This is a genomic window from Capnocytophaga sp. oral taxon 878 (genome assembly GCF_002999135.1).
GTDB lineage: Bacteria > Bacteroidota > Bacteroidia > Flavobacteriales > Flavobacteriaceae > Capnocytophaga.
In genome coordinates, this window is sequence record NZ_CP027229.1 from 2,811,492 (window position 1) to 2,832,442 (window position 20,951).

17 protein-coding genes are annotated in these 20,951 nt (G+C 41.3%); 13 read left to right on the top strand and 4 right to left on the bottom strand.

Annotated elements, in window-relative coordinates:
• Positions 1-10: 10 nt before the first annotated feature.
• Positions 11-514, top strand: a complete 504-nt coding sequence (locus C4H12_RS12865) for a hypothetical protein (protein WP_106099260.1) — start codon at positions 11-13, stop codon at positions 512-514.
• 67 nt (positions 515-581) lie between these two features.
• Here C4H12_RS12865 and ric read toward each other — a convergent pair whose 3' ends face one another.
• The gene (gene ric, locus C4H12_RS12870) at positions 582-1,307 is read right to left on the bottom strand and encodes an iron-sulfur cluster repair di-iron protein (protein ID WP_106099261.1); all 726 of its coding nucleotides are present in this window, start codon (positions 1,305-1,307) and stop codon (positions 582-584) included.
• Between the two features lie 465 nt (positions 1,308-1,772).
• On the opposite strand from ric, the gene C4H12_RS12875 reads away from it, so the two are divergent.
• The 3 genes from C4H12_RS12875 to C4H12_RS12885 are packed head-to-tail and all read left to right on the top strand — an operon-like array spanning position 1,773 to position 5,748.
• A complete protein-coding gene (locus C4H12_RS12875; RefSeq protein ID WP_106099498.1) occupies positions 1,773-2,243 on the top strand; it encodes a CYTH domain-containing protein in 471 nt (156 codons plus the stop codon).
• Between the two features lie 44 nt (positions 2,244-2,287).
• Positions 2,288-4,927 carry a valine--tRNA ligase gene (locus tag C4H12_RS12880; protein ID WP_106099262.1) on the top strand — a complete coding sequence of 880 codons (2,640 nt, stop codon included), beginning with the start codon at positions 2,288-2,290 and terminating at the stop codon, positions 4,925-4,927.
• 5 nt (positions 4,928-4,932) lie between these two features.
• Positions 4,933-5,748, top strand: coding sequence for a 2,3,4,5-tetrahydropyridine-2,6-dicarboxylate N-succinyltransferase (locus tag C4H12_RS12885; RefSeq protein ID WP_106099263.1), 816 nt, complete (start codon positions 4,933-4,935; stop codon positions 5,746-5,748).
• A gap of 83 nt (positions 5,749-5,831) precedes the next feature.
• Here the strand turns inward: C4H12_RS12885 and holA are convergent, their stop codons facing one another.
• Positions 5,832-6,842, bottom strand: a complete 1,011-nt coding sequence (gene holA / locus C4H12_RS12890) for a DNA polymerase III subunit delta (RefSeq protein WP_106099264.1) — start codon at positions 6,840-6,842, stop codon at positions 5,832-5,834.
• Between the two features lie 36 nt (positions 6,843-6,878).
• Here holA and C4H12_RS12895 point away from each other — a divergent pair, with 36 nt between their 5' ends.
• Positions 6,879-7,334, top strand: a complete 456-nt coding sequence (locus tag C4H12_RS12895; RefSeq protein ID WP_106099265.1) for a type I restriction enzyme HsdR N-terminal domain-containing protein — start codon at positions 6,879-6,881, stop codon at positions 7,332-7,334.
• A complete protein-coding gene (locus C4H12_RS12900; RefSeq protein WP_106099266.1) occupies positions 7,331-8,305 on the top strand; it encodes a glycosyltransferase family 2 protein in 975 nt (324 codons plus the stop codon). The genes C4H12_RS12895 and C4H12_RS12900 overlap by 4 nt, the downstream gene beginning before the upstream one ends.
• A gap of 75 nt (positions 8,306-8,380) precedes the next feature.
• On the opposite strand, the gene miaB is transcribed toward C4H12_RS12900, so the two are convergent.
• Positions 8,381-9,826, bottom strand: a complete 1,446-nt coding sequence (gene miaB / locus C4H12_RS12905; RefSeq protein ID WP_106099267.1) for a tRNA (N6-isopentenyl adenosine(37)-C2)-methylthiotransferase MiaB — start codon at positions 9,824-9,826, stop codon at positions 8,381-8,383.
• A 581-nt stretch (positions 9,827-10,407) separates the two neighbouring features.
• Here miaB and C4H12_RS12910 point away from each other — a divergent pair.
• From C4H12_RS12910 to C4H12_RS12940, 7 genes are all read left to right on the top strand, one after another.
• Entirely contained in the window at positions 10,408-10,899 is a 492-nt protein-coding gene (locus C4H12_RS12910) for a 3'-5' exonuclease (protein ID WP_106099499.1), read from the top strand.
• Between the two features lie 126 nt (positions 10,900-11,025).
• Positions 11,026-11,511, top strand: a complete 486-nt coding sequence (locus C4H12_RS12915; protein ID WP_106099268.1) for an SMI1/KNR4 family protein — start codon at positions 11,026-11,028, stop codon at positions 11,509-11,511.
• A 12-nt stretch (positions 11,512-11,523) separates the two neighbouring features.
• Complete coding sequence (locus C4H12_RS12920; RefSeq protein ID WP_106099269.1) at positions 11,524-11,988, top strand: DUF302 domain-containing protein; 465 nt, start codon at positions 11,524-11,526, stop codon at positions 11,986-11,988.
• 116 nt (positions 11,989-12,104) lie between these two features.
• Positions 12,105-13,448, top strand: a complete 1,344-nt coding sequence (gene murD / locus C4H12_RS12925) for a UDP-N-acetylmuramoyl-L-alanine--D-glutamate ligase (RefSeq protein ID WP_106099270.1) — start codon at positions 12,105-12,107, stop codon at positions 13,446-13,448.
• Positions 13,449-13,450: 2 nt separating this feature from the next.
• Entirely contained in the window at positions 13,451-14,665 is a 1,215-nt protein-coding gene (locus C4H12_RS12930) for an FtsW/RodA/SpoVE family cell cycle protein (protein ID WP_106099271.1), read from the top strand.
• 12 nt (positions 14,666-14,677) lie between these two features.
• Positions 14,678-17,404 carry a calcium-translocating P-type ATPase, PMCA-type gene (locus C4H12_RS12935; RefSeq protein WP_106099272.1) on the top strand — a complete coding sequence of 909 codons (2,727 nt, stop codon included), beginning with the start codon at positions 14,678-14,680 and terminating at the stop codon, positions 17,402-17,404.
• Positions 17,405-17,693: 289 nt separating this feature from the next.
• Positions 17,694-18,914, top strand: a complete 1,221-nt coding sequence (locus C4H12_RS12940; RefSeq protein WP_106099273.1) for an exonuclease SbcCD subunit D C-terminal domain-containing protein — start codon at positions 17,694-17,696, stop codon at positions 18,912-18,914.
• On the opposite strand, the gene C4H12_RS12945 is transcribed toward C4H12_RS12940, so the two are convergent.
• Positions 18,911-20,950 carry a S9 family peptidase gene (locus C4H12_RS12945; RefSeq protein ID WP_106099274.1) on the bottom strand — a complete coding sequence of 680 codons (2,040 nt, stop codon included), beginning with the start codon at positions 20,948-20,950 and terminating at the stop codon, positions 18,911-18,913. The two genes, C4H12_RS12940 and C4H12_RS12945, sit on opposite strands and share 4 nt — an antisense overlap.
• Position 20,951 lies beyond the last annotated feature (1 nt).

Below are 20,951 nucleotides of genomic sequence, written 5' to 3' on the forward strand. Positions count from 1 at the left end.
AGATAATACTATGGAAGATATTGTTTACCAATTTCTATTTTTTCTAATTATTATAGCTGGAAGTAGTTACATAGGTTTTAGGAAGGCAAAAAAAAATGTTTTAAAAATCTACTACAGCCAAAGTTCTTTTTATAACAAATACGTTGATTTCAAAAGACCAAAAGATAATTTTCATTTAGTGATTGTTTATACTATTAGTATTATTGTAACTTGGGGACTTATGGTTATCTATGATGATGATCATTGGGCTTCTACATTAACAGTCTCTTTTTTCTTATCAATTGTACCTTATTGTTTTTTTACTAATCACTTATCTAAACAATATCTTCAGAAACTAATAGTAGAAACTCGCTGCGAAAAGTGTAAACAAACTAATTGTCTTGCTCTCATCAAAAAAGATAGAGCTTTTAATGAAAAGCATTTTGTAGATGAAACCTATAAATTTACTTGCTTGAACTGTGGCAACACCTATATTTTAAAAAGGCGTTTTGAAACTCATTCTGAAGTTCTCTAGGCTTCTATAACACAAAAGGCTGTCCTTGAAAAGTTGGACAGCCTTTCTTATTTTTATTTCTTACCTCTTATCTATTTCTTAGTTGTTTTTCTAAAGCGATGGCTTTGGGGAAAAGGATGTTGTTTTCGAGGTGGATGTGGCGGTTTAAATCGGTTTCAAACTCTTGTAGCATTTGGTAGGTTACTCGGTAGGTGTTGCAAGCATCGGCAGGAGGGGTGTAGCCGTTGGTGAGTTTTACTATCTCTTCGAAACGGTCGCCTTCTGCGCTGTGTTCGTCCATCATCATAGCTATGGGGTTTTCAACACTGCCGAAAGGTATTTCGGGCAGGGGTTGCCCTGTTTGTTGTGCTTTGACTAATTTTTCAATAAAAGGGAAGAGGATGTTTTCTTCTTTTTTGAAGTGAGATTGTAAATCAAGTGCGCTTTCGTTGAAGATGCGGTTGATTTCAAGTAGTTCGGGGTGGCGCTCGCCATGTACGCGGCAGAGTTTGTCGAGGAACTGCAAGAGGGTAGGTGTTTTATCGGTTACGTATTGGTGGTGTATGCGTACGATATAGTTGGTTAAAAGGTCGAGAGGCCAGTGGCGTACATCTACTTCGTTGGTATTGCCTTTTGGGAGGGCTTCTAATTCGTGGATAAGGTTATCCTTGGCTACGCCTTTATTTTCGCAGGCTTCATCGATGGTACGACCGCCTTTGCAGCAGAAGTCGATGCCGTGTTTTTTGAATATAGCGGCAGTTCGGAAATCGTCGGCTACGATTTCGCCAATGGTTTTGTTTGTTGTTATACTCATAGTGATTTTTGTTAAATTGGGTGCAAAGGTACGAAAAGGTATTGGATAATAAAAGTGTTTTTTATCTTTTTTATGTTTTGGGTGTTGGGGGGTGTCTTTTAAGGGCTGAGATAATAGGGGTGAGAGGGGTGGGGGGCTTTTTGTTTTTCGCCCTAAAAATAAAAGAGAAGGTCTTTTTTTAGGCAGGAGGGGGAGGGGGTGTGATGTGTTGGGGAGTGGTGAAAATGTAGGGTAGGGGGAATTTTGTTATGATTTAAGCAAAGAATGGTTTTAGCGTTTATGTGTTTGATTTTTAGTGAAGTGACTTTTATCCTTCGTTTATAGTTCGTTTATCCTTCGTTATTCGTTCGTTCATTGTAGGGGGGTGCTGGGAGAAGGTTGGGGGGTGGTGTGAATGCTTTTGGATATTTGGTAGGGTGGGGTATTTTTTGTAATTTTGTTGTTTTAAGGATAAAATATTTGGTTATGCTACAGGAGATAGAAAGAAAATTTAAGGTGAAGAGTGATGCTTATAAGGAGCAAGCGGTGCGGGTGAGGCGTATTACGCAGGGGTATTTGAGTTCGGTACCTGAACGTACGGTGCGGGTGCGGGTGAAGGGTGATGAGGGTTTTATCACGGTGAAAGGTGCTGCTAATGATAGTGGTACGACGCGCTTTGAATGGGAGAAGGCTATTGGCGCTGAGGAGGCATTACAGTTGCTTGCTATTTGTGAGCAGGGGGTGATAGATAAAAAGCGGTATGAGGTAGTGGTGGGGGGATATTGTTTTGAAGTAGATGAGTTTGCAGGTGATAATGAGGGGCTTGTGATAGCGGAGGTGGAGCTTCCTGATGAGGAGGCTGAATTTGATAAGCCAGATTGGCTGGGGGAGGAGGTAACGGGAGATGAGCGTTATTACAATGCGATGCTTGTTAAAAAACCGTTTAAGAATTGGTAATTGATAATTTTTTAGTACTTTTGCGGCGAAATATAGGTATTAATATGACAGAATCTACAAAATACAATCCTACAGAATTAGAAGAGAAGTGGTATGCTTATTGGCTTACCCATAATTATTTTCACTCGGAACCTGATGAGCGTACGCCTTATACAATTGTGATTCCGCCACCTAATGTTACGGGGGTATTGCATATGGGGCATATGCTGAACAATACGATACAGGATGTATTGATACGCAGGGCGCGCCTAAAAGGTTTCAACGCTTGCTGGGTGCCGGGTACTGACCACGCTTCGATAGCTACCGAGGCGAAGGTAGTGGCTAAGCTGAAGGAACAAGGGATACAGAAATCGGAGCTTACACGTGAGCAGTTTTTAGAACACGCTTGGGAATGGACTCACCAATACGGTGGGGTTATCTTGGAGCAGCTTAAAAAATTAGGATGCTCCTGTGATTGGGAGCGTACTAAGTTCACTATGGATGAAGAGCTATCGGCTTCGGTGATAAAAGTATTTGTGGATTTGTACAACAAAGGGCTTATATACCGTGGTTACCGTATGGTGAACTGGGACCCAGAGGCTAAGACTACGCTATCGGATGAGGAGGTGATTTATGAGGAAAGACAAGGCTTTTTGTATCATATAAAATACCATATAGAGGGTAGTGATGATCATTTGGTTATAGCTACTACACGCCCAGAGACTATATTTGGTGATACAGCGGTATGTATTAATCCTAATGATCAACGCTGGCAGCACTTGAAAGGCAAGAAGGCTATTGTGCCTATCTGTAATAGGGCTATTCCTATTATTGAAGATGAGTATGTAGATACCGAATTTGGGACAGGCTGCCTGAAAGTAACGCCTGCACACGACCCTAATGACAAGGTATTGGGAGACAAGCACCAATTGGAAGTAATCGATATTTTTAACGATGATGCTACTCTAAATAGCAATGGCTTACACTACAAAGGCAAAGACCGCTTTGTGGTTAGAAAAGAGATTGTAGCTGAATTGGAACAAATAGGATCATTACTTAAAAAAGAGACTTATACGAATAAGGTAGGAACATCGGAACGTACTAAGGCAGTGATTGAACCACGCCTTTCTGACCAATGGTTCCTGAAAATGGATACGCTTATTAAGCCTGCTATGAAAGCGGTGCTGGAAGATGAAACTATTAAATTATACCCTAAGAAGTTTGAAAATACTTATAGGCATTGGGTAGAAAACGTACGTGATTGGAATATCTCACGACAGTTATGGTGGGGGCAACAGATACCTGCTTATTACTACGGTGAAGGTAAAGACCAATATGTGGTGGCAGAAAGCAAAGTAGAAGCCCTAATATTGGCTAAAGAGAAGAGTGGTAATGCAAATCTTACTGAAGCCGACTTACGCCAAGATGAGGATGCCCTTGATACGTGGTTCTCATCATGGTTGTGGCCTATGAGTGTATTCAATGGGGTTTTGGAGCCTGAAAATCGTGAGATTAAGTATTATTACCCTACGAATGATTTGGTTACGGGTCCTGATATTCTTTTCTTTTGGGTAATTAGGATGATAGTAGCAGGGTATGAATACAAAGGCGAGCGTCCGTTTGGTAATGTGTATCTTACAGGATTGGTAAGAGATAAGCAGCGGAGGAAGATGTCGAAGTCATTGGGTAATTCGCCAGATGCTTTAAAACTTATAGCTGATTATGGAGCTGATGGGGTAAGGGTAGGTTTGTTACTATCTTCGGCGGCAGGTAACGACTTGCTGTTTGATGAGGCTCTTTGCCAGCAAGGGAAAGGCTTTGGTAACAAGCTGTGGAATGCCTATCAGTTAGTAAAAGGCTGGCAAGTGGCAGAAGTAGCACAGCCAGCAGCCGCTAAGCTTGCGATAGAATGGTTTGAGTCTAAATTTAATGCAGTGCTTACAGAGGTGGAAGACCATTTTGAGAAGTATCGTATTTCGGATGCACTAATGGCTATTTATAAATTGGCTTGGGACGATTTCTGCTCTTGGCTTTTGGAGATGGTAAAACCTGAATATGGTAAGCCAATGGATAAAGCAACTTATCAGGGTGTAGTAGCAGCTTTTGAGAATCTATTGAAGTTATTGCACCCCTTTATGCCTTTCCTTACAGAAGAGATATGGCAGAGCTTAGCCTCTCATACTCCTGAACAAGCTCTTATAGTAGCTACTTATCCTACTGTACAACCTTATGATGAAAAGTTGTTAGCTGAATTTGATTTTGCGGCAGAGGTAATAGCAGGTATCCGTACGGTGCGCAAAGAGAAGAATATACCTTTTAAAACACCTTTGAGTTTATCGGTATTGAATAAGGAAGAGGTATCATCACGTTTTGATGTGGTAATTACCAAAATGGGCGGACTTGAGGCTATTACTGAGGTAAGTGCTGCTATAGACGGTGCAATGTCTTTCCGTGTAAAAGCTAATGAGTACTTTATACCAATGGAAGGAGCTGTGAATGTAGAGGAAGAATTAAAGAAACTACAAGAGGAACTTACCTATACACAAGGCTTTTTGGAGTCGGTGCGGAAGAAACTTTCTAATGAGAAGTTTGTGAATTCGGCACCTGCAGCGGTAGTGGATAATGAGCGCAAGAAAGAAGCCGATGCACTAGCTAAAATAGCTACTATTGAAAAGAGTATTAAACAACTAACAGCTAATAAATAATAAAGATGGAACACTTAAAACAAATAATAGACCAAGCTTGGGAGAGCCGTACGATGCTCAAAGAAGAATTGGTGCAGCAATCTATCCGTGAGGTAATTCACTTGTTGGACTTAGGACAGCTAAGGGTAGCCGAGCCTACCGCTAACGGCTGGAAAGTGAATGAATGGGTGAAGAAAGCTGTAGTGCTTTACTTCCCTATACAGAGTATGAAGCCTGTAGAGGTGGGTATCTTTGAGTTTCATGATAAGATTCCGCTAAAACACAATTATGAAGAGAAAGGAGTACGCGTAGTACCACCTGCTGTAGCCCGTAGGGGTGCTTTTATAGCCAAAGGAGCTATATTAATGCCCAGCTATGTGAACATAGGAGCTTATGTAGATGAAGGTACTATGGTGGATACTTGGGCTACTGTGGGCAGTTGTGCCCAAATAGGTAAGAATGTTCACCTTAGTGGAGGTGTAGGTATAGGTGGTGTGTTGGAACCCCTACAAGCTGCCCCTGTAATTATTGAAGATGGTGCTTTTATAGGCTCACGCTGTATAGTAGTGGAAGGAGTACACGTAGGTAAGGAAGCTGTACTAGGTGCTAATGTGGTGCTTACCGCTTCTACCAAAATTATAGATGTAACAGGTAGTGAACCTAAAGAACTAAAAGGCTATGTGCCTGAACGCTCGGTAGTGATACCAGGTAGTTATACTAAACACTTCCCAGCGGGTGATTACCAAGTGCCTTGCGCCCTTATTATTGGGCAAAGAAAGGCTTCTACTGATAAGAAGACATCACTGAATGATGTGCTTAGAGAATATGGAGTATCAGTATAATTAGAATTGATAATTAACAAAAAGGCTGTTTAACAAGTTGGAATGTTAAACAGCTTTTTTTGTGTTTTATTACTTGTTACTTATTAATTGTTAATAGCAATGATGAGTTCTTTGCGAAGGTCGGATTCGGAGAGGCTGGCAGCACCTACTCCTTTGCTTTTTACATCTATTTGGCGAAGGGCTGCAATGATAGCACTTACCTTTTTCATAGGGTAATGCTGGGCTGCTGTGCGAAGATCTTTAATGAAAAAAGGAGATATTTTTAGTGTAGCAGTTACATTCCTATCGGTTTGGTCGGGGAGACCGTGAAAGGCTAAAAGCTGTTGGAAAAAGCCGTATAATACAGTAAGAGTAACTACTAAAGGATTATCTTTGGGGTTATCGGCAAAGTGTTTTAGAATGCGGGTTGCCTTATAAGTGTCTTTGGCTGCTATGGCACTCTTAAGCTCGAAGTTATTAAACTCTTTGCTGATGCCTATATTCTTTTCAATAATATCGGGGGTTACGTCGGTGTTTTCGGGTACTATGAGGGCGAGCTTATTCACTTCGTTCTGAATGCGACTAAGATCGGTACCTAAGAAATCGATTAGCATTTGGATACCTTTTGCCTGAATGCTGAGCTTCTTCTTTTTCAGTATATCGGTAAGCCAATCGGGGACTTCGTTTTCATAGAGCTTCTTGCTTTCTAACACTACACAAGCTTTGTTCTTTTCCAGCACTTTTGCTAATTTCTTGCGTTTATCAAGTATTTCATATTTGTAACAGAATACGAGTACGGTGGTAGGGGTAGGGTTCTCGGCATAAGGTACAAGCTGCTCGATGGTGCTTTTTAGGTTCTGCGCTTCCTTGATGATGATTACCTGATAGTCACTCATCATTGGGAAACGACGTGCATAATCAATAACAGTGGGGATGGTTACATCTTGCCCGTATAACACTATTTGGTCGAAGCCCTTTTGGTCTTCTTTAAGTAGATGATTTTCAATGTAATTGGATACTATATCGATGAAATAGGGTTCTTGCCCCATCAGGAAGTAGATAGGGGCTATGATGCCATTCTTTATGTTGACTATAATATTTTTTGATTCTTTCATTTGGCAAAGGTACGAAAAAATTACTACTTTTGCACTATGAAAGAACTAAATTTTAAAAATTATCCCTTCAGAATAAAAAAAGTAGATAACAAACTTTGGATTTACGATGTAGTGCGGCGCAAATATGTAGTGCTACAACCCGAAGAATGGGTGCGCCAACATGTTATTAATTTTCTGATTGAAGAAAAAGGCTATCCTAAATCTCTTATTAATGTAGAGAAGATTTTAGTAGTGAACGGACTTACTAAGCGTTATGATGTAGTAGTATTTTCAAGGCGAGGTGTTATACTTGTAGCAGTGGAGTGCAAGGCTCCTACGCGCACTATTACGCAACAGACGTTTGACCAGATAGCACGTTATAACCTTGTGCTAAATGCGAAATACCTAATGGTTACTAATGGCTTACATCATTATTATTGCCAAATGGACTACAGTAACCAGAAATATTTATTCCTTAATGATTTACCACATTACAACGACCTTACTGAATGACTTGTGCTATTGTAATATTGAACTGGAATGGTAGGGGATTGTTGCAACATTTTCTGCCCTCGGTAGTTGCTCATACTACTGAGGCGCAGGTGTATGTGGTAGATAATGCTTCTACAGATGATTCGGTGGCTTTTTTGGTGGAGAACTTTCCTACTGTATCTGTAATACAAAACAGTGCTAATTTGGGGTATGCAGGGGGGTATAACAGTGCCTTGCAATATATATCGGCAGATGTGTATTGCTTACTGAACTCGGATGTGAGAGTTACTGAGGGCTGGCTGAGACCTATACTACCGCTGTTTGAAAATCCTGAGGTGGCTGTAGTACAGCCTAAAATAAAAGATGAGAAATGTCCTGCTTATTTTGAGTATGCAGGGGCTGCAGGTGGGTATATTGATAAATACGGTTTTCCTTATTGTAGGGGGCGTGTATTTGATACTATTGAGGAAGATAAAGGACAGTACAACAGCCCTTCGCCTTGTTCTATTTTTTGGGCATCGGGGGCTTGTTTTTTTGTGCGTGCTGAGGTGTTCCGAGAGCTGGGAGGCTTTGATGAGGACTTCTTTGCCCACCAAGAGGAGATAGACCTTTGCTGGCGTGTGCATCATAAGGGGAAGCAGGTGTTATGCTGCCCTGAGAGTGAGGTGTACCACGTGGGAGGGGCTACCCTTACGGCTGCTAACCCACGAAAGACGTATCTTAATTTTAGGAATAGCCTTTTTATGCTGCTTAAGAATCTTCCTGATGAGCGCCTGTACAGCACTCTGTTTGTGCGTATGGTGCTAGATGGTGTGGCGGGGGTTAGGTTCCTTTTGCAGGGCAAGCCGCGCTTGTTATGGGCTGTGGTGAAGGCGCACTTTGGCTTTTATGGGTCTTTTTTTAAATTTAAGAAGAAACGCCCTACTACTTTTTTTGCTGATTATTACCAAACAAAATCGGTGGTGTGGCGACATTTTGTAGCTAATAAGTAGATGTATTAATGCTTTGTATAGGGCAAGAAAAAACCTCTTCAAATCTGACGATGGATTTGGAGAGGTTTTTTGTTTTTAATTATTTTCGCTTAGACCGATGGCTTTTCCTATAAGGGTGGTAGAGGTGCAGTTATTGACTTCGACCATTACAAAATCGCCGATTTTATAATTTTCTTTAGGGAAGACTACTACGGTGTTTTGGCTATTGCGCCCCATCCACTCATTGGGTGATTTTTTGGAGGTGCCTTCGATGAGTACTTCGACTGTTTTGCCTACTTGAGCTTGGGTGCGGTATAGGCTGTGTTTTTGTTGGAGGTCGATGATTTCGGTAAGGCGGCGTTTTTTGACTTCTTCGGGCACATCGTCGGTTATTTTGCGTGCTGCTAATGTGCCGGGGCGTTCGGAGTATGCGAACATAAAGCCGAAGTCGTACTTAACGTATTCCATTAGGGAAAGAGTATCTTGGTGGTCTTCCTCCGTTTCGGTAGGGAAGCCTGTAATCATATCTTGAGAGATGGCGCAATCGGGGATGCGCTGGCGTATGTTATCGATTAGGGTGAAATACTCTTCGCGGGTGTGCAGGCGGTTCATAGCTTTAAGGATGCGGTTGCTGCCGCTTTGCACGGGTAGGTGAATGTATTTGCAGATGTTGTTGTGCTGTGCCATAGTATCGATCACATCCAAGGTCATATCTTGAGGGTTGGAGGTGGAGAAGCGTATGCGCATTTTGGGGTAGGCTGTGGCTACCATATCGAGGAGTTTGGCGAAGTTAATGGCGGTAGCTTGTTGCATTTCGGTAGCTTTGGTGAAGTCTTTTTTGAGTCCGCCTCCATACCAAAGGTAGCTATCGACGTTTTGCCCGAGTAGGGTAACTTCTTTAAATCCGCGCTCTTGTAGGTCGCCTATTTCGTTCATAATGGAGTAGGGGTCTCGGCTTCGTTCGCGTCCGCGTGTGAAAGGTACGATGCAGAAGGTGCACATATTATCGCAACCGCGTGTGATGGATACAAAGGCTGTTACGCCATTGCTATTGAGGCGTATGGGGGCGATATCGGCATAGGTTTCGTCTTTGGAGAGGATTACATTGACGGCTTCGCGACCTTCTTCGACTTCTTCGAGGAGGTTGGGGAGGTCTTTATAGGCATCGGGGCCTACTACCATATCGACTATTTTTTCTTCTTCGAGGAAGGCGTGTTTGACCCTTTCGGCCATACAGCCGAGTACGCCTACTTTCATAGCAGGTTTTTTGCGTTTGTAGGCGTTGAATTGCTCTAAGCGTTTGCGTATGGTTTGTTCGGCTTTTTCTCGTACGGAGCAGGTGTTGATGAGCACCAGGTCGGCTTCATCGACGGTATCGGTGGTGTTATATCCTGCTTTGGAGAGGATGGAGGCTACGATTTCACTATCGGAAAAGTTCATTTGGCATCCGTAGCTTTCGATGTATAGTTTTTTAGTGTTGAGGTTGTTATTTTCAAGTACAAGACTTTGTCCTTGTTTGCTTTCGTCGATTTCTTTGGCCATAGAGGTTTTTAAGTTTCTTATTTTCGGGGGGCAAAGGTACGAATAATTGGGGAATTAGCAAAATTAGGGGAAAGGAGATAGGGGGTAGGAGATAGGGGGTAGGAGATAGGGGGTAGGAGATAGGGGGTAGGAGATAGGGGGTAGGAGATAGGGGGTAGGAGATGGATGGGTGGGGAGTTGTGAAAAATAAGGGGGAAGGCGGAGAAGGATTGAGGAAAATGTAAGGATTGGGGGATTTGGTTGCGAATTATGTAATGGGAGGGGTTGGGGATGAAGGGGCTGAGAATCAGTAGTGTAGTGTTTATCCTTCGTTTATAGTTCGTTTATCCTTCGTTATAGGTTCGTTCAACCTAAGGGATAACTGGGGGGTGGCTGGGGGAAGGATGGAGATGGAATGGTCTGATTATTAGGGAAGAGGAGTTAGGAGATAGGGGATAGGGTGGGAGGGAGTGGTTTTTGCATTATTCGCAATTAGGGGAGAGGTGAAAGATAAGGGGAGTGAGAGGGTAGGGAGATTGGGGAGGGTAATGCTTGCTAATTCATATTTTATTATTACTTTTGCAGTATTGGATAGATGTACTATGGATAATTTTGTTGCCTTGGATTTTGAAACGGCTAATTATAACCAAAGTAGTGTGTGCAGTGTGGGGGTGGTGTTTGTAATAAATAAACAAATAACTGATACTTATTACGAGCTTATTAAGCCAGCGCCTAACTATTACAACGCTATAAATACACAAATACACGGACTTACGCGTAGGGATACTGATGGGGCGCGGATTTTTCCTGACATTTGGGCAGAACTATTGCCTAAGATAGGGGAACTGCCTATAGTGGCGCATAATAGTCCGTTTGATGAGGGTTGCCTTCGAGCAGTATTGGCATATTATGGGTTGCCCCCTTATGGGCGAAAGTTTTTGTGTACTTGTAGGCAAGCGCGCAAGGTGCTGACAGGATTGCCAAACCATAAACTGGCTACGGTGGCTAGGCATATAGGCTTTGACTTGGAGCACCACCATCATGCCCTTGCTGATGCAGAGGCTTGTGCGGCTATTGCATTGGAGGTGTTTTGACCTATACAGAGCCTAAGGGCTGTAGAGATTGAAAGAGGCTTTTATCGCCCTATTGGAAGCATATACTGATGAGAGAAAAGCAGGAGATGTAGCTAAAAACAAAGAAGAATAATCAGGAAAAAAATTATGGATACTTTTACAAAAAATATAAATGTGCTTAAGGCACTTATAGCAGAGAGTAAGGGTGAATATGTGCATTTTGGGCAAGAGATGTATCGGTTTACTAAGCAGGCAGATGTTACTGCGGAGCAGCTAGAAGCATTTGAGGCAAGGCATCATATCAGTCTGCCTTTGACCTTTAAGACCTTTCTTATGAGTTTGGGAGCTTGTACCCTTTTTGAGGATGAACGAGGGTTTGCTTATCAGTTTTTTCATCCAGACCAGTGGGAGGGTTTTGCGCAGGAAGTATTTGAAGGTACGGGAGAGTATTTGTTCCCAGAAGTGCTGTTGGTGTGTTATCCTAATGGAGGGCATCAGGCAGGGTTTATAACTACTAAGGGGGATGCTTTTGGTACTTTCTATGCTGATATTCCGCCAGAATATTGGGAAGAGGATACTGAACTAATGACATTTGCCGATTGGCTTAATGAGGAAATTACACTTTATGAATAAAAAAAGAGTTATATGAAATATTTTTTACTATGTATGTTATTCCCTTTTTTGGGGGTAGCGCAACCCGTTATTACGAGTATGGAGGTGGTAAAGCCTTATCAGGAATATGATGGACGCGGGACCGTTAGTGAAACAGTAAGCGTTCTTGAAGCTTATTTTAAGCGAGCAGGTGTTACTGTTTTTGCTACAATAGACCACCAGAAAGCAGCTGAAGAAGTAGGTGAGACGATGCCTCCTGCAACCTTGCTGGTGGTGGGAAATCCGAAAGTAGGCACCCCGCTGATGAAAGAAAGACTTTTATTTGCCATTGAGTTGCCTTTGAAAATATTGGTTTATGAGGAAAATGATATGGTAAGGGTACATTATAGGAGAGTCCAAGTTATTGCTGATAAATATAGGCTAAAGGAAGGGGCTGCCACAGCCCAAAAGATAGACCAGGCTATGGAAAAGTTAATTAGTAATGCACTGAGTAGGTAATAAGAGTGTTAGCTTATATGTTGATAAAAAAATATGTATAGTTTGTTGCTAATTGGCAATTGTTTTGTAATTTTGCACGGTTAAATAAACCTCGGGTTAAAATTGAGGTATTCATAATGAAACGTTTAGTAATATTAGGAGGAGGTGAAAGCGGTGTAGGTACCGCCATTTTGGGCAAAGAAAAGGGATGGGAAGTGTTCCTATCTGATAGAGGAGCCTTAAAGCCTGCGTATCGGGAAGTACTTGAAAAAGAAGGGATAGAATATGAAGAAGGACAGCATACAGAGGAGAAAATACTTTCTGCAGATGTGATTATGAAGAGTCCGGGTATTCCTGATAAAGTTGCGCTAGTACAAAAGGCAGCAGCACTGGGGATTCCTATTATTTCGGAAATAGAGTTTGCTGCCCAATATACCAATAGCCTTATTGTAGGGATTACAGGTAGTAACGGCAAGACTACTACTACGATGCTTACCCATCACATCTTTAAAGAAGCAGGCTTGGAAGTAGGGCTTGGGGGTAATATAGGTTATAGTTTTGCAGAACTAGTAGCAACTACCAATCCGCCTTACTACGTGTTGGAAATAAGTAGCTTTCAGCTAGATGGTATTAAAGATTTTGCACCTCATATAGCTGTATTGCTAAATATTACGCCTGATCATCTTGATAGGTATAACTACCAGTTTGAGAACTATATTGCCTCTAAATTTAGGATAGCAATGAACCAAACGGAGGATGATTACCTTATTTACGATGCTGATGACCCTGTGATAGCTGAGTACTTGGCATCGCATCCTGTGAAATCGACCTTGATACCCTTTTCAATAGAAAAAGAGCTTCCTTATGGGGCTTTCTTAAAAGACAATAAAATATACATTATGTTAGAACAACAAATAGCGGAAGTTACCGAAATTGAAGTTGAAGAGTTAAGCTTGCGAGGCAAGCACAATGTTAAAAACACTATGGCAGCTGCTGTAGCAGCACGCTTAGTGAATATACGCAATGCTTCATTACGCGAAAGCTTGAAAGGCTTTCGTGGAGCAGATCACCGATTGGAAGAGGTGAAAGTAATAAATGAGGTTACTTATATAAACGACTCCAAAGCGACGAATGTTAATTCGGTATACTACGCTTTAGATACCATCAAAACTCCTATAGTATGGATAGTAGGGGGGCAAGATAAGGGTAATGACTATAGCGCTCTTCTGCCTTATGTACACGAAAAAGTAAAGGCTATTGTGTGCTTAGGGGTAGATAATACTCCTATACTACAGACATTCTATTCGGTAATTGATAATATAGTGGAGACTCGGTCTATGACAGATGCAGTGCAAGCGGCTCAGCGTTTTGCGACTGCTGGGGATACAGTATTACTATCACCAGCTTGTGCTAGTTTTGACCTTTTCAAGAGTTATGAAGATCGTGGAGACCAGTTTAAAGCAGCCGTAGCAAACTTATAATTATGCTGGGCTGGTTATTAAAATATATTAAGGGCGACAGAGCCTTATGGGCTCTGATTGCCTTTTTTACCTTTATATCGTTCTTGGCGGTGTACAGCACTAGTACTAACTTGGTGTATGTAGTGGGGAGAGGTACGACAATAGGGTATCTTATTAAGCACTTTATACTTGTAGGTATAGGGGGGACAATCTTGTATGTAGTACATAGAGTGAAGTATAAATACTTTAGACCTTCATCTAAAATAGGTTTAGTTTTAGCTATTTTTTTATTGGCAATAGTCTTCTTTAAAGGAACTACAATTGAGGGAGTAGAAGCTAGTAGGTGGCTAACAGTTATGGGTATTAGTATCCAGCCTTCTGCCCTAGCCTTGGTGGTATTGATGGTGTATGTGGCTTCATATTTGGCTAGGAACTATGGTAAAAAAGTAAGTTTTAAAGAAACAATAGTACCTTTATGGTTGCCTGTAACTGTTATTACTGGTTTGGTAGTGTTCTCTAACCTATCGACCGCAATACTCATAGTAATGTCGGTATTACTGCTTTGCTTTTTAGGGCGTTTCCCGATGAGGCATATATTTTCGGTAATGGGTATTGGAGTAGTAATGATTTTGCTTTCTTTTCTTTTTATTAAAGCTTTTCCTGATAAAATACCCAGTAGGTTCAATACGTGGGTAAGTAGGGTTGAAAGCTTTATGGGAGGTGAAGATGCTAAAGAAGGTTACCAGATAGAACGCTCTAAAATGGCAATAGCTAGAGGAGGACTTATAGGACAGGGGGCAGGTAAAAGTACAATGAAAAACTTCTTACCCCAAAGTTCATCGGATTTTATTTATGCTATTATTACTGAAGAATATGGATTGATAGGAGCTATAGGTGTTATATTACTATATATCTTACTGCTAATACGTATAGTAGTAATATCACAACGAGCCCCAACCCTTTTTGGACAGTTATTAGTATTAGGGCTTGGTTTTCCTATTATACTACAAGCTTTAATAAATATGGGTGTTGCGGTTGAGCTTATTCCTGTAACAGGACAGAATTTGCCACTTATAAGTAGTGGGGGGACTTCTATATTAACTACCTGCTTAGCCTTAGGTTGTATCCTATCGGTAAGTGCTCAGAAGCGCAAAGATGGTAAAATGGAAAACGACCAGCCTGAAGCTGATGTTGAAGAAGAACTAGCAGAAGATATAATAAAAATAACAAAGAAATAACAACACTTATAAATGGCAGACAAACATCATTACAAAGGGCTTACCGATACTCAAGTGCTGGAAAGTAGAAGGCAGCATGGTGATAACTCTCTTACATCGGTACAAGGAGAACCGCTTTGGAAACAATTTCTCTCCAAATTTACTGATCCTATTATTATTATATTGCTGGTAGCCTTAGTATTTTCATTTGGTATCTCGGCTTATGATTTTTTTGTGCATAATGAGGGCTTAAATGCTTTCTTAGAGCCTATAGGAATCTTTTTTGCTGTATTCTTGGCTACAGGAGTAGCCTTCTATTTTGAACATAAAGCAAATAAGCAGTTTGAAATACTGAATCAGGTAAATGATGATATTTTTTATAAAGTTATTCGCAATGAGCGAGTGAGCCAAGTGCTTAAAAAAGATATAGTAGTAGGTGATATTGTTATACTTGAAACAGGCGAAGAAGTTCCTGCTGATGGAGAACTATTAGAGGCTGTATCACTACATATCAATGAATCGACCCTTACTGGTGAGCCTTTGGTACATAAAACAACTAATCCTGCTGACTTTGAAACAGAAGCTACTTACCCTTCTAATTACGTATGCCGTGGTACAGCTGTAGCCGATGGACATGGTATTGTTGAGGTGAAAAAAGTAGGTGATGCTACTGAATATGGTAAAGTGTTTGAAGGAGTTCAAATTGATAGTTCGGTAAAAACTCCTTTAGATGAGCAACTACACAAATTGGCTGGGCTTATTACTAAAATAAGCTATACCATTGCGGCCTTGGTAATTGTAGGGCGGGTAATTTTATACTTCACTAATCCTGTCCATTCTTTAGCTAATTTGGATTGGGTACTATTTGCTGGCTACCTGCTTAATACAGCTATGATTGCTATCACAGTAGTAGTAGTAGCTGTCCCTGAGGGGTTACCTATGAGTGTAACTTTAAGTTTGGCTTATAGTATGCGCCGTATGATGGCTACTAATAACTTAGTGCGCAAAATGCACGCTTGTGAGACTATGGGTGCTGCAACAGTTATCTGTACTGATAAAACAGGTACACTTACCCAAAACCAGATGACTATATATGAAACTTACTTCAATAACTTTACCGATGAATCTTTAGGTAAGCACCTCATAGCCCAGTCAATGGCAGTAAACTCTACGGCTTATTTAGATTTTACACAAGGTGAAAAACCTTCAGTACTAGGTAATCCTACCGAAGGAGCTTTATTGTTATGGCTTAATGGACAAGGTACTAACTATCTGCCTATACGTGAGCAATGTGAAGTGTTACAGCAGCTTACCTTCTCTACCGAGCGTAAGTATATGGCTACTTTGGTATATTCGCCAGAACTTAAAAAGAATATTCTCTATGTAAAAGGAGCTCCCGAGATAGTAATGACCTTCTGCTATCACAATGGGCAATTCCTCTCAACAATTCCTCAAACTGATTTTGAGAAGAAACTCTTACAATACCAAAATCAAGCTATGCGTACCATAGGCTTTGCCTACAAAGAGATTACCGATACAAATACTATCATCTCCGAAAATGGTAAGTTAGTAATTAACGGACTCCAATTCATAGGTATTACAGCTATTAGTGATCCTGTACGTACCGATGTTCCCCAAGCTATAGAAGAGTGTATGCGTGCCGGTATTCAGGTTAAAATAGTAACAGGCGATACTCCTGGTACAGCTAAAGAAATAGCACGACAAATACACCTATGGGACGACTCTTGTACCGATTATAATCATATTACAGGGGTGGAATTTGCCGCTATGAATGATACCGACCTTTTAGAGCGCATTACTCACCTGCGCGTGATTTCTCGTGCACGCCCGCTTGATAAGGCTCGTCTTGTAAATCTACTCCAACAAAAAGGTGAAGTAGTAGCAGTTACCGGCGATGGTACTAATGATGCCCCCGCACTTAAAGCAGCCCAAGTAGGGCTTTCAATGGGCGATGGCACTTCCGTAGCCAAAGAAGCAAGTGATATAACCATCCTTGATAACTCATTTAGCAGCATAGGAAAAGCTGTGATGTGGGGGCGCTCTCTTTACCTCAATATCCAGCGCTTTATACTTTTCCAAATGACTATTAATGTGGCGGCTTGTATCATCGTCCTTATAGGTGCTTTCTTAGGTGTCGAATCACCGCTAACAGTTACCCAAATGCTATGGGTGAACCTCATTATGGATACCTTTGCAGCTTTAGCTTTAGCTTCATTGCCACCAAGCAAAAGCGTAATGAATGATAAACCTCGCTCACGTGGGGCTAATATTATTACCAAAGAAATGGCAAGAGCTATCTTTGGCGTAGGCGGGTTCTTTGTCCTACTGCTCTTTGGCTTTATACAGTACTTCAAAAATGAAAATATAACAAGCCTAACTCAGTTCTCAGTAGTTGATTACTGCAAGCATTTCTTCCACTTCTCTGCCCCCGAGGGTAGCCTATCAGCTTATGAACTGTCAATATTCTTTTCAATATTTGTATTCTTACAATTTTGGAATATGTTTAACGCCAAAGCCTATCGCACCGGTAAGAGTGCCTTTAGTAATATACAACAAAGCCAAGGCTTCTTAATGATAGCCGCAGTCATTGTAATAGGACAAGTAATCATTACCAGTATAGGCGGACAAATGTTCAATGTTACTCCTTTAAAGCTTATCGATTGGACAATCATTATAGGAGCTACCAGCCTAGTACTATGGATAGGCGAAGCTTTACGCATCCTAAAAAGCAAAAAATAACAAAGATTTTATATTATATCAGTAGGCTGCTTATGACCCTTCATAAGCAGCCTATTTTATTTATACCCTCCCCCTTACAAACATCCTGCTGTATTCCAAACAGAACTTTCCCTTATTAAAAGCACCTTCCAACTACCCCCTAAGATGAACGAACGAATAACGAAGGATAAACGAACTATAAACGAAGGATAGTCAGCATACCCTCCTACCCAACACCTCACTTGCTAATTCCCGATTATTTATTACTTTTGCACCATATTTGCTAATTGTCAAAAACATTAATCCTATTATGAATTTCCTTCATACCGCCGATTGGCACTTAGGTCAAACCTTTTACCAGTATGACCGATACGCCGAACACCAAGCCTTCCTTAATAATCTCCTCAATATTCTTGAGGCACAACACACCGATGTGCTTCTTATCAGCGGCGATGTTTTTGATACAGCCAACCCCCCTGTGGCGTCTGTGCGTCAGTTTTATGAGTTCCTACACCAAGCCACCAAGCAGTTCCCTCACCTGCAAATCATAGCCATTGCAGGTAATCACGACTCTCCTGTACGCCTTGAAATGCCCCAACCCTTGCTCGAAAATACCCGCGTACACCTAATAGGATGTGTGAAGCGAAATACCAACAAACAGATTGATTACCAAGAGCTTATCATACCTCTTTATCAGCACAATGAAATAGCAGCCTATTGCCTTTCCGTACCATTTCTACGCTTAGGCGATACACCCAAACCTACCCACCTCCCTCTTGATTATACCGAGGGCATTGCTGCTTTTTATGCCGAAATTACTGCCGAAGCACTCAAAATAGCAGCCAACAAACCTCTCATTGCAATGGGACACCTCCACGCTTCCGGAGCCGAAATTAGTGATGATGATACCGCCGAACGCCCTATTATTGGCGGAATAGAAAGCGTTAAAATGAACTCTTTTCCTTCCCAATTGCAATACATAGCCTTGGGGCATATCCATAAAGCTCAAGCAGTAGGAGGCAGCACTCACATCCGCTATGCAGGCAGCCCTTTGCCACTCTCTTTTTCCGAAAAGCAATACCAGCATCAAGTAATTACTTTTTCGTTAGAAAACGGGCAGATAAATCACATACAAGGGGTGCCCTTACCACAGCACACTTCCTTGATAAGCATCCCAGCCACTCACCAATCGCCACAAGAGGTGCTAAATGCCCTTACTTCCCACCCCGATAATCCTACTGAGCCAGCTCCCTTTCTCGAAGTAAAAGTATTGCTAAATGAGCCTACCCCCGAACTTAAGTACAGCATAACACAAGCCCTTGCTCACAAGCATTTGCGCTTAGCCCGCATCGATGTGCGTTACCGCCAAGAAAAAAGTGCAGCGCAAGCCCCTTTCCAAAAAGAGCTTACCCTGCACGATTTACAACCCTATGAAGTACTACAGCGGGTATACCAAAATAAATATAAAGAAGAGCTCCCAGAATATTACCGAGAGCTCTTCAATGAAGCTATGTTAAAAATCAATTCTTAATGGTTGAGTGAAAGAAGAAAACTATACTCCTTAGCAGTTTCTTTTAAAGCCTCAAACCTCCCCGAAGCTCCGCCGTGTCCTGCCTCCATATTAGTATCCAAATACAACGGATTGTTGTCGGTTTTCAGTTCTCGCAACTTGGCTACCCATTTAGCAGGTTCCCAGTACTGCACCTGTGAATCATGCAGACCAGTACTCACATACATAGCAGGATACGCCTGTGCTTTTACTTGGTCATAAGGTGAGTAGGATAGCATATACTCATAGTATTCTTCATCATTAGGGTTTCCCCATTCATCATATTCTCCAGTAGTAAGCGGGATACTCTCATCTAGCATAGTTGTTACTACATCTACAAAAGGAACCGAAGCAATTATTCCTTTGTACAATTCAGGAGCCATATTCACTACAGCACCCATTAATAATCCTCCCGCCGAACCGCCTTCGGCAAACAAATGTGCTGCCGAGGTATATCCCTGTTCAATAAGATATTTAGAGCAAGCTATAAAGTCGGTAAAAGTATTCTTCTTTTTTAGTAGTTTGCCATCTTCATACCATTGCCTTCCTAAGTATTCACCCCCACGAATATGAGCAATAGCATAGATAAAACCTCTGTCCAGCAAACTCAGCCTTGTAGTTGAAAAATAAGGGTTGATAGTTACCCCGTAAGAGCCATAACCGTATAGTAGCAATGGGTTATTACCATTTTTCTCTATCCCCTTCCTATATACTAATGAGATAGGTACTTGTACCCCATCAGGGGCAGTAGCCCAAAGGCGTTCTTCTATGTAATTTTCTTTGTTGAAATTGCCTCCCAATACAGCTTGTTCTTTCAGTACCCGTTGCTTGCGTGTGCGCATATCAAACTCAATAACCGAAGCAGGGGTAGCTAGGGTTTGGTAGTTATATCGCAATAAATGTGTGTCAAAAGCCACATTCTGGGTAGTGTAGGCAGTATAGGTTTCACTACCAAACGGCAGATAATATGCCTCTTCACTATTCCATTGTCGTATTTGTATGCGCTCCAATCCGTTATACACTTCTTCTACTACCAAGTAATCCTTAAATATTTCAATATCATTAAGGCGTACATCACTTCTGTGAGCTATAACCTCTTCCCAGTGCTCGGTAGTAGTAGCTTGTTCGGGGGTACGCATTAGCTTAAAGTTTGTAGCGCCATCTTTATTGGTTAGTATATAGAAGTGTGTATCATAATGAGCGATATCATATTCTAGCCCTCTTACGCGTGGCTGGAATACTTTAAAAGCCTCGTGTGGGGTAGTAGCTTCTATTATTTGGTATTCAGAAGTAAGGGTGCTCTCACTGCCTATAACTATATATTTACGTGATTTTTCACGATACACAAATACATCAAAAGTAGTGTCTTTTTCATGAAATATCAGTACATCATCTTTAGGGTCGGTACCCAAAGTATGCCGGTATACTTTAAAAGAGCGCAGTGTTTGAGCATTGTTTTTTACATAGAAGATAGTCTTGTTATCGGCAGCCCATACTGCTTGCCCATTGGTGTTTTTAATTTTGTAAGGAAGTACTTCGCCCGTAATAAGGTTCTTAATTTGCAGTGTATATTGCCTCCTCGATACAGTATCTACTCCAAATACAGCCCACTGGTTATCATCACTTATGGCAAAGCTATCCAGCTGGAAGTACGCCTTTCCCTTAGCTAGTTCATTACAGTTAAAAAGCACTTCTTCGGTGGCATCTACTCTTTCTTTTCTACGTATATAGATGGGGTAGTCCTTACCCTCTTCATAACGTGTTTGATACCAATAATTGTTATAAAAATAAGGCACCGAGCTATCATCTTCTTTAATACGGCTTTTCATCTCTGTAAAAAGAGTGTTTTGTAATTCCTTAGTGTGTGCAGTTTCGGCTTTGTAATATGCATTTTCGGCTTCCAGATAGGCTATTACTTCGGGGTTATTGCGCTCCCGTAGCCAGTAGTAATTATCAGTGCGTTGGTTACCAAATTCAGTAAATGTATGGGGTATTTGTTTAGCTTTTGGTTTCTTCATT

What these genes read in the sequence shown, in the direction of transcription:
- C4H12_RS12865 (WP_106099260.1), top strand. Translation starts at nt 11, where the DNA reads ATGGAAGATATTGTTTACCAATTTCTATTTTTTCTAATTATTATAGCT.
- ric (WP_106099261.1), bottom strand. Translation starts at nt 1,307, where the DNA reads ATGAGTATAACAACAAACAAAACCATTGGCGAAATCGTAGCCGACGAT.
- C4H12_RS12875 (WP_106099498.1), top strand. Translation starts at nt 1,773, where the DNA reads ATGCTACAGGAGATAGAAAGAAAATTTAAGGTGAAGAGTGATGCTTAT.
- C4H12_RS12880 (WP_106099262.1), top strand. Translation starts at nt 2,288, where the DNA reads ATGACAGAATCTACAAAATACAATCCTACAGAATTAGAAGAGAAGTGG.
- C4H12_RS12885 (WP_106099263.1), top strand. Translation starts at nt 4,933, where the DNA reads ATGGAACACTTAAAACAAATAATAGACCAAGCTTGGGAGAGCCGTACG.
- holA (WP_106099264.1), bottom strand. Translation starts at nt 6,842, where the DNA reads ATGAAAGAATCAAAAAATATTATAGTCAACATAAAGAATGGCATCATA.
- C4H12_RS12895 (WP_106099265.1), top strand. Translation starts at nt 6,879, where the DNA reads ATGAAAGAACTAAATTTTAAAAATTATCCCTTCAGAATAAAAAAAGTA.
- C4H12_RS12900 (WP_106099266.1), top strand. Translation starts at nt 7,331, where the DNA reads ATGACTTGTGCTATTGTAATATTGAACTGGAATGGTAGGGGATTGTTG.
- miaB (WP_106099267.1), bottom strand. Translation starts at nt 9,826, where the DNA reads ATGGCCAAAGAAATCGACGAAAGCAAACAAGGACAAAGTCTTGTACTT.
- C4H12_RS12910 (WP_106099499.1), top strand. Translation starts at nt 10,408, where the DNA reads ATGGATAATTTTGTTGCCTTGGATTTTGAAACGGCTAATTATAACCAA.
- C4H12_RS12915 (WP_106099268.1), top strand. Translation starts at nt 11,026, where the DNA reads ATGGATACTTTTACAAAAAATATAAATGTGCTTAAGGCACTTATAGCA.
- C4H12_RS12920 (WP_106099269.1), top strand. Translation starts at nt 11,524, where the DNA reads ATGAAATATTTTTTACTATGTATGTTATTCCCTTTTTTGGGGGTAGCG.
- murD (WP_106099270.1), top strand. Translation starts at nt 12,105, where the DNA reads ATGAAACGTTTAGTAATATTAGGAGGAGGTGAAAGCGGTGTAGGTACC.
- C4H12_RS12930 (WP_106099271.1), top strand. Translation starts at nt 13,451, where the DNA reads ATGCTGGGCTGGTTATTAAAATATATTAAGGGCGACAGAGCCTTATGG.
- C4H12_RS12935 (WP_106099272.1), top strand. Translation starts at nt 14,678, where the DNA reads ATGGCAGACAAACATCATTACAAAGGGCTTACCGATACTCAAGTGCTG.
- C4H12_RS12940 (WP_106099273.1), top strand. Translation starts at nt 17,694, where the DNA reads ATGAATTTCCTTCATACCGCCGATTGGCACTTAGGTCAAACCTTTTAC.
- C4H12_RS12945 (WP_106099274.1), bottom strand. Translation starts at nt 20,950, where the DNA reads ATGAAGAAACCAAAAGCTAAACAAATACCCCATACATTTACTGAATTT.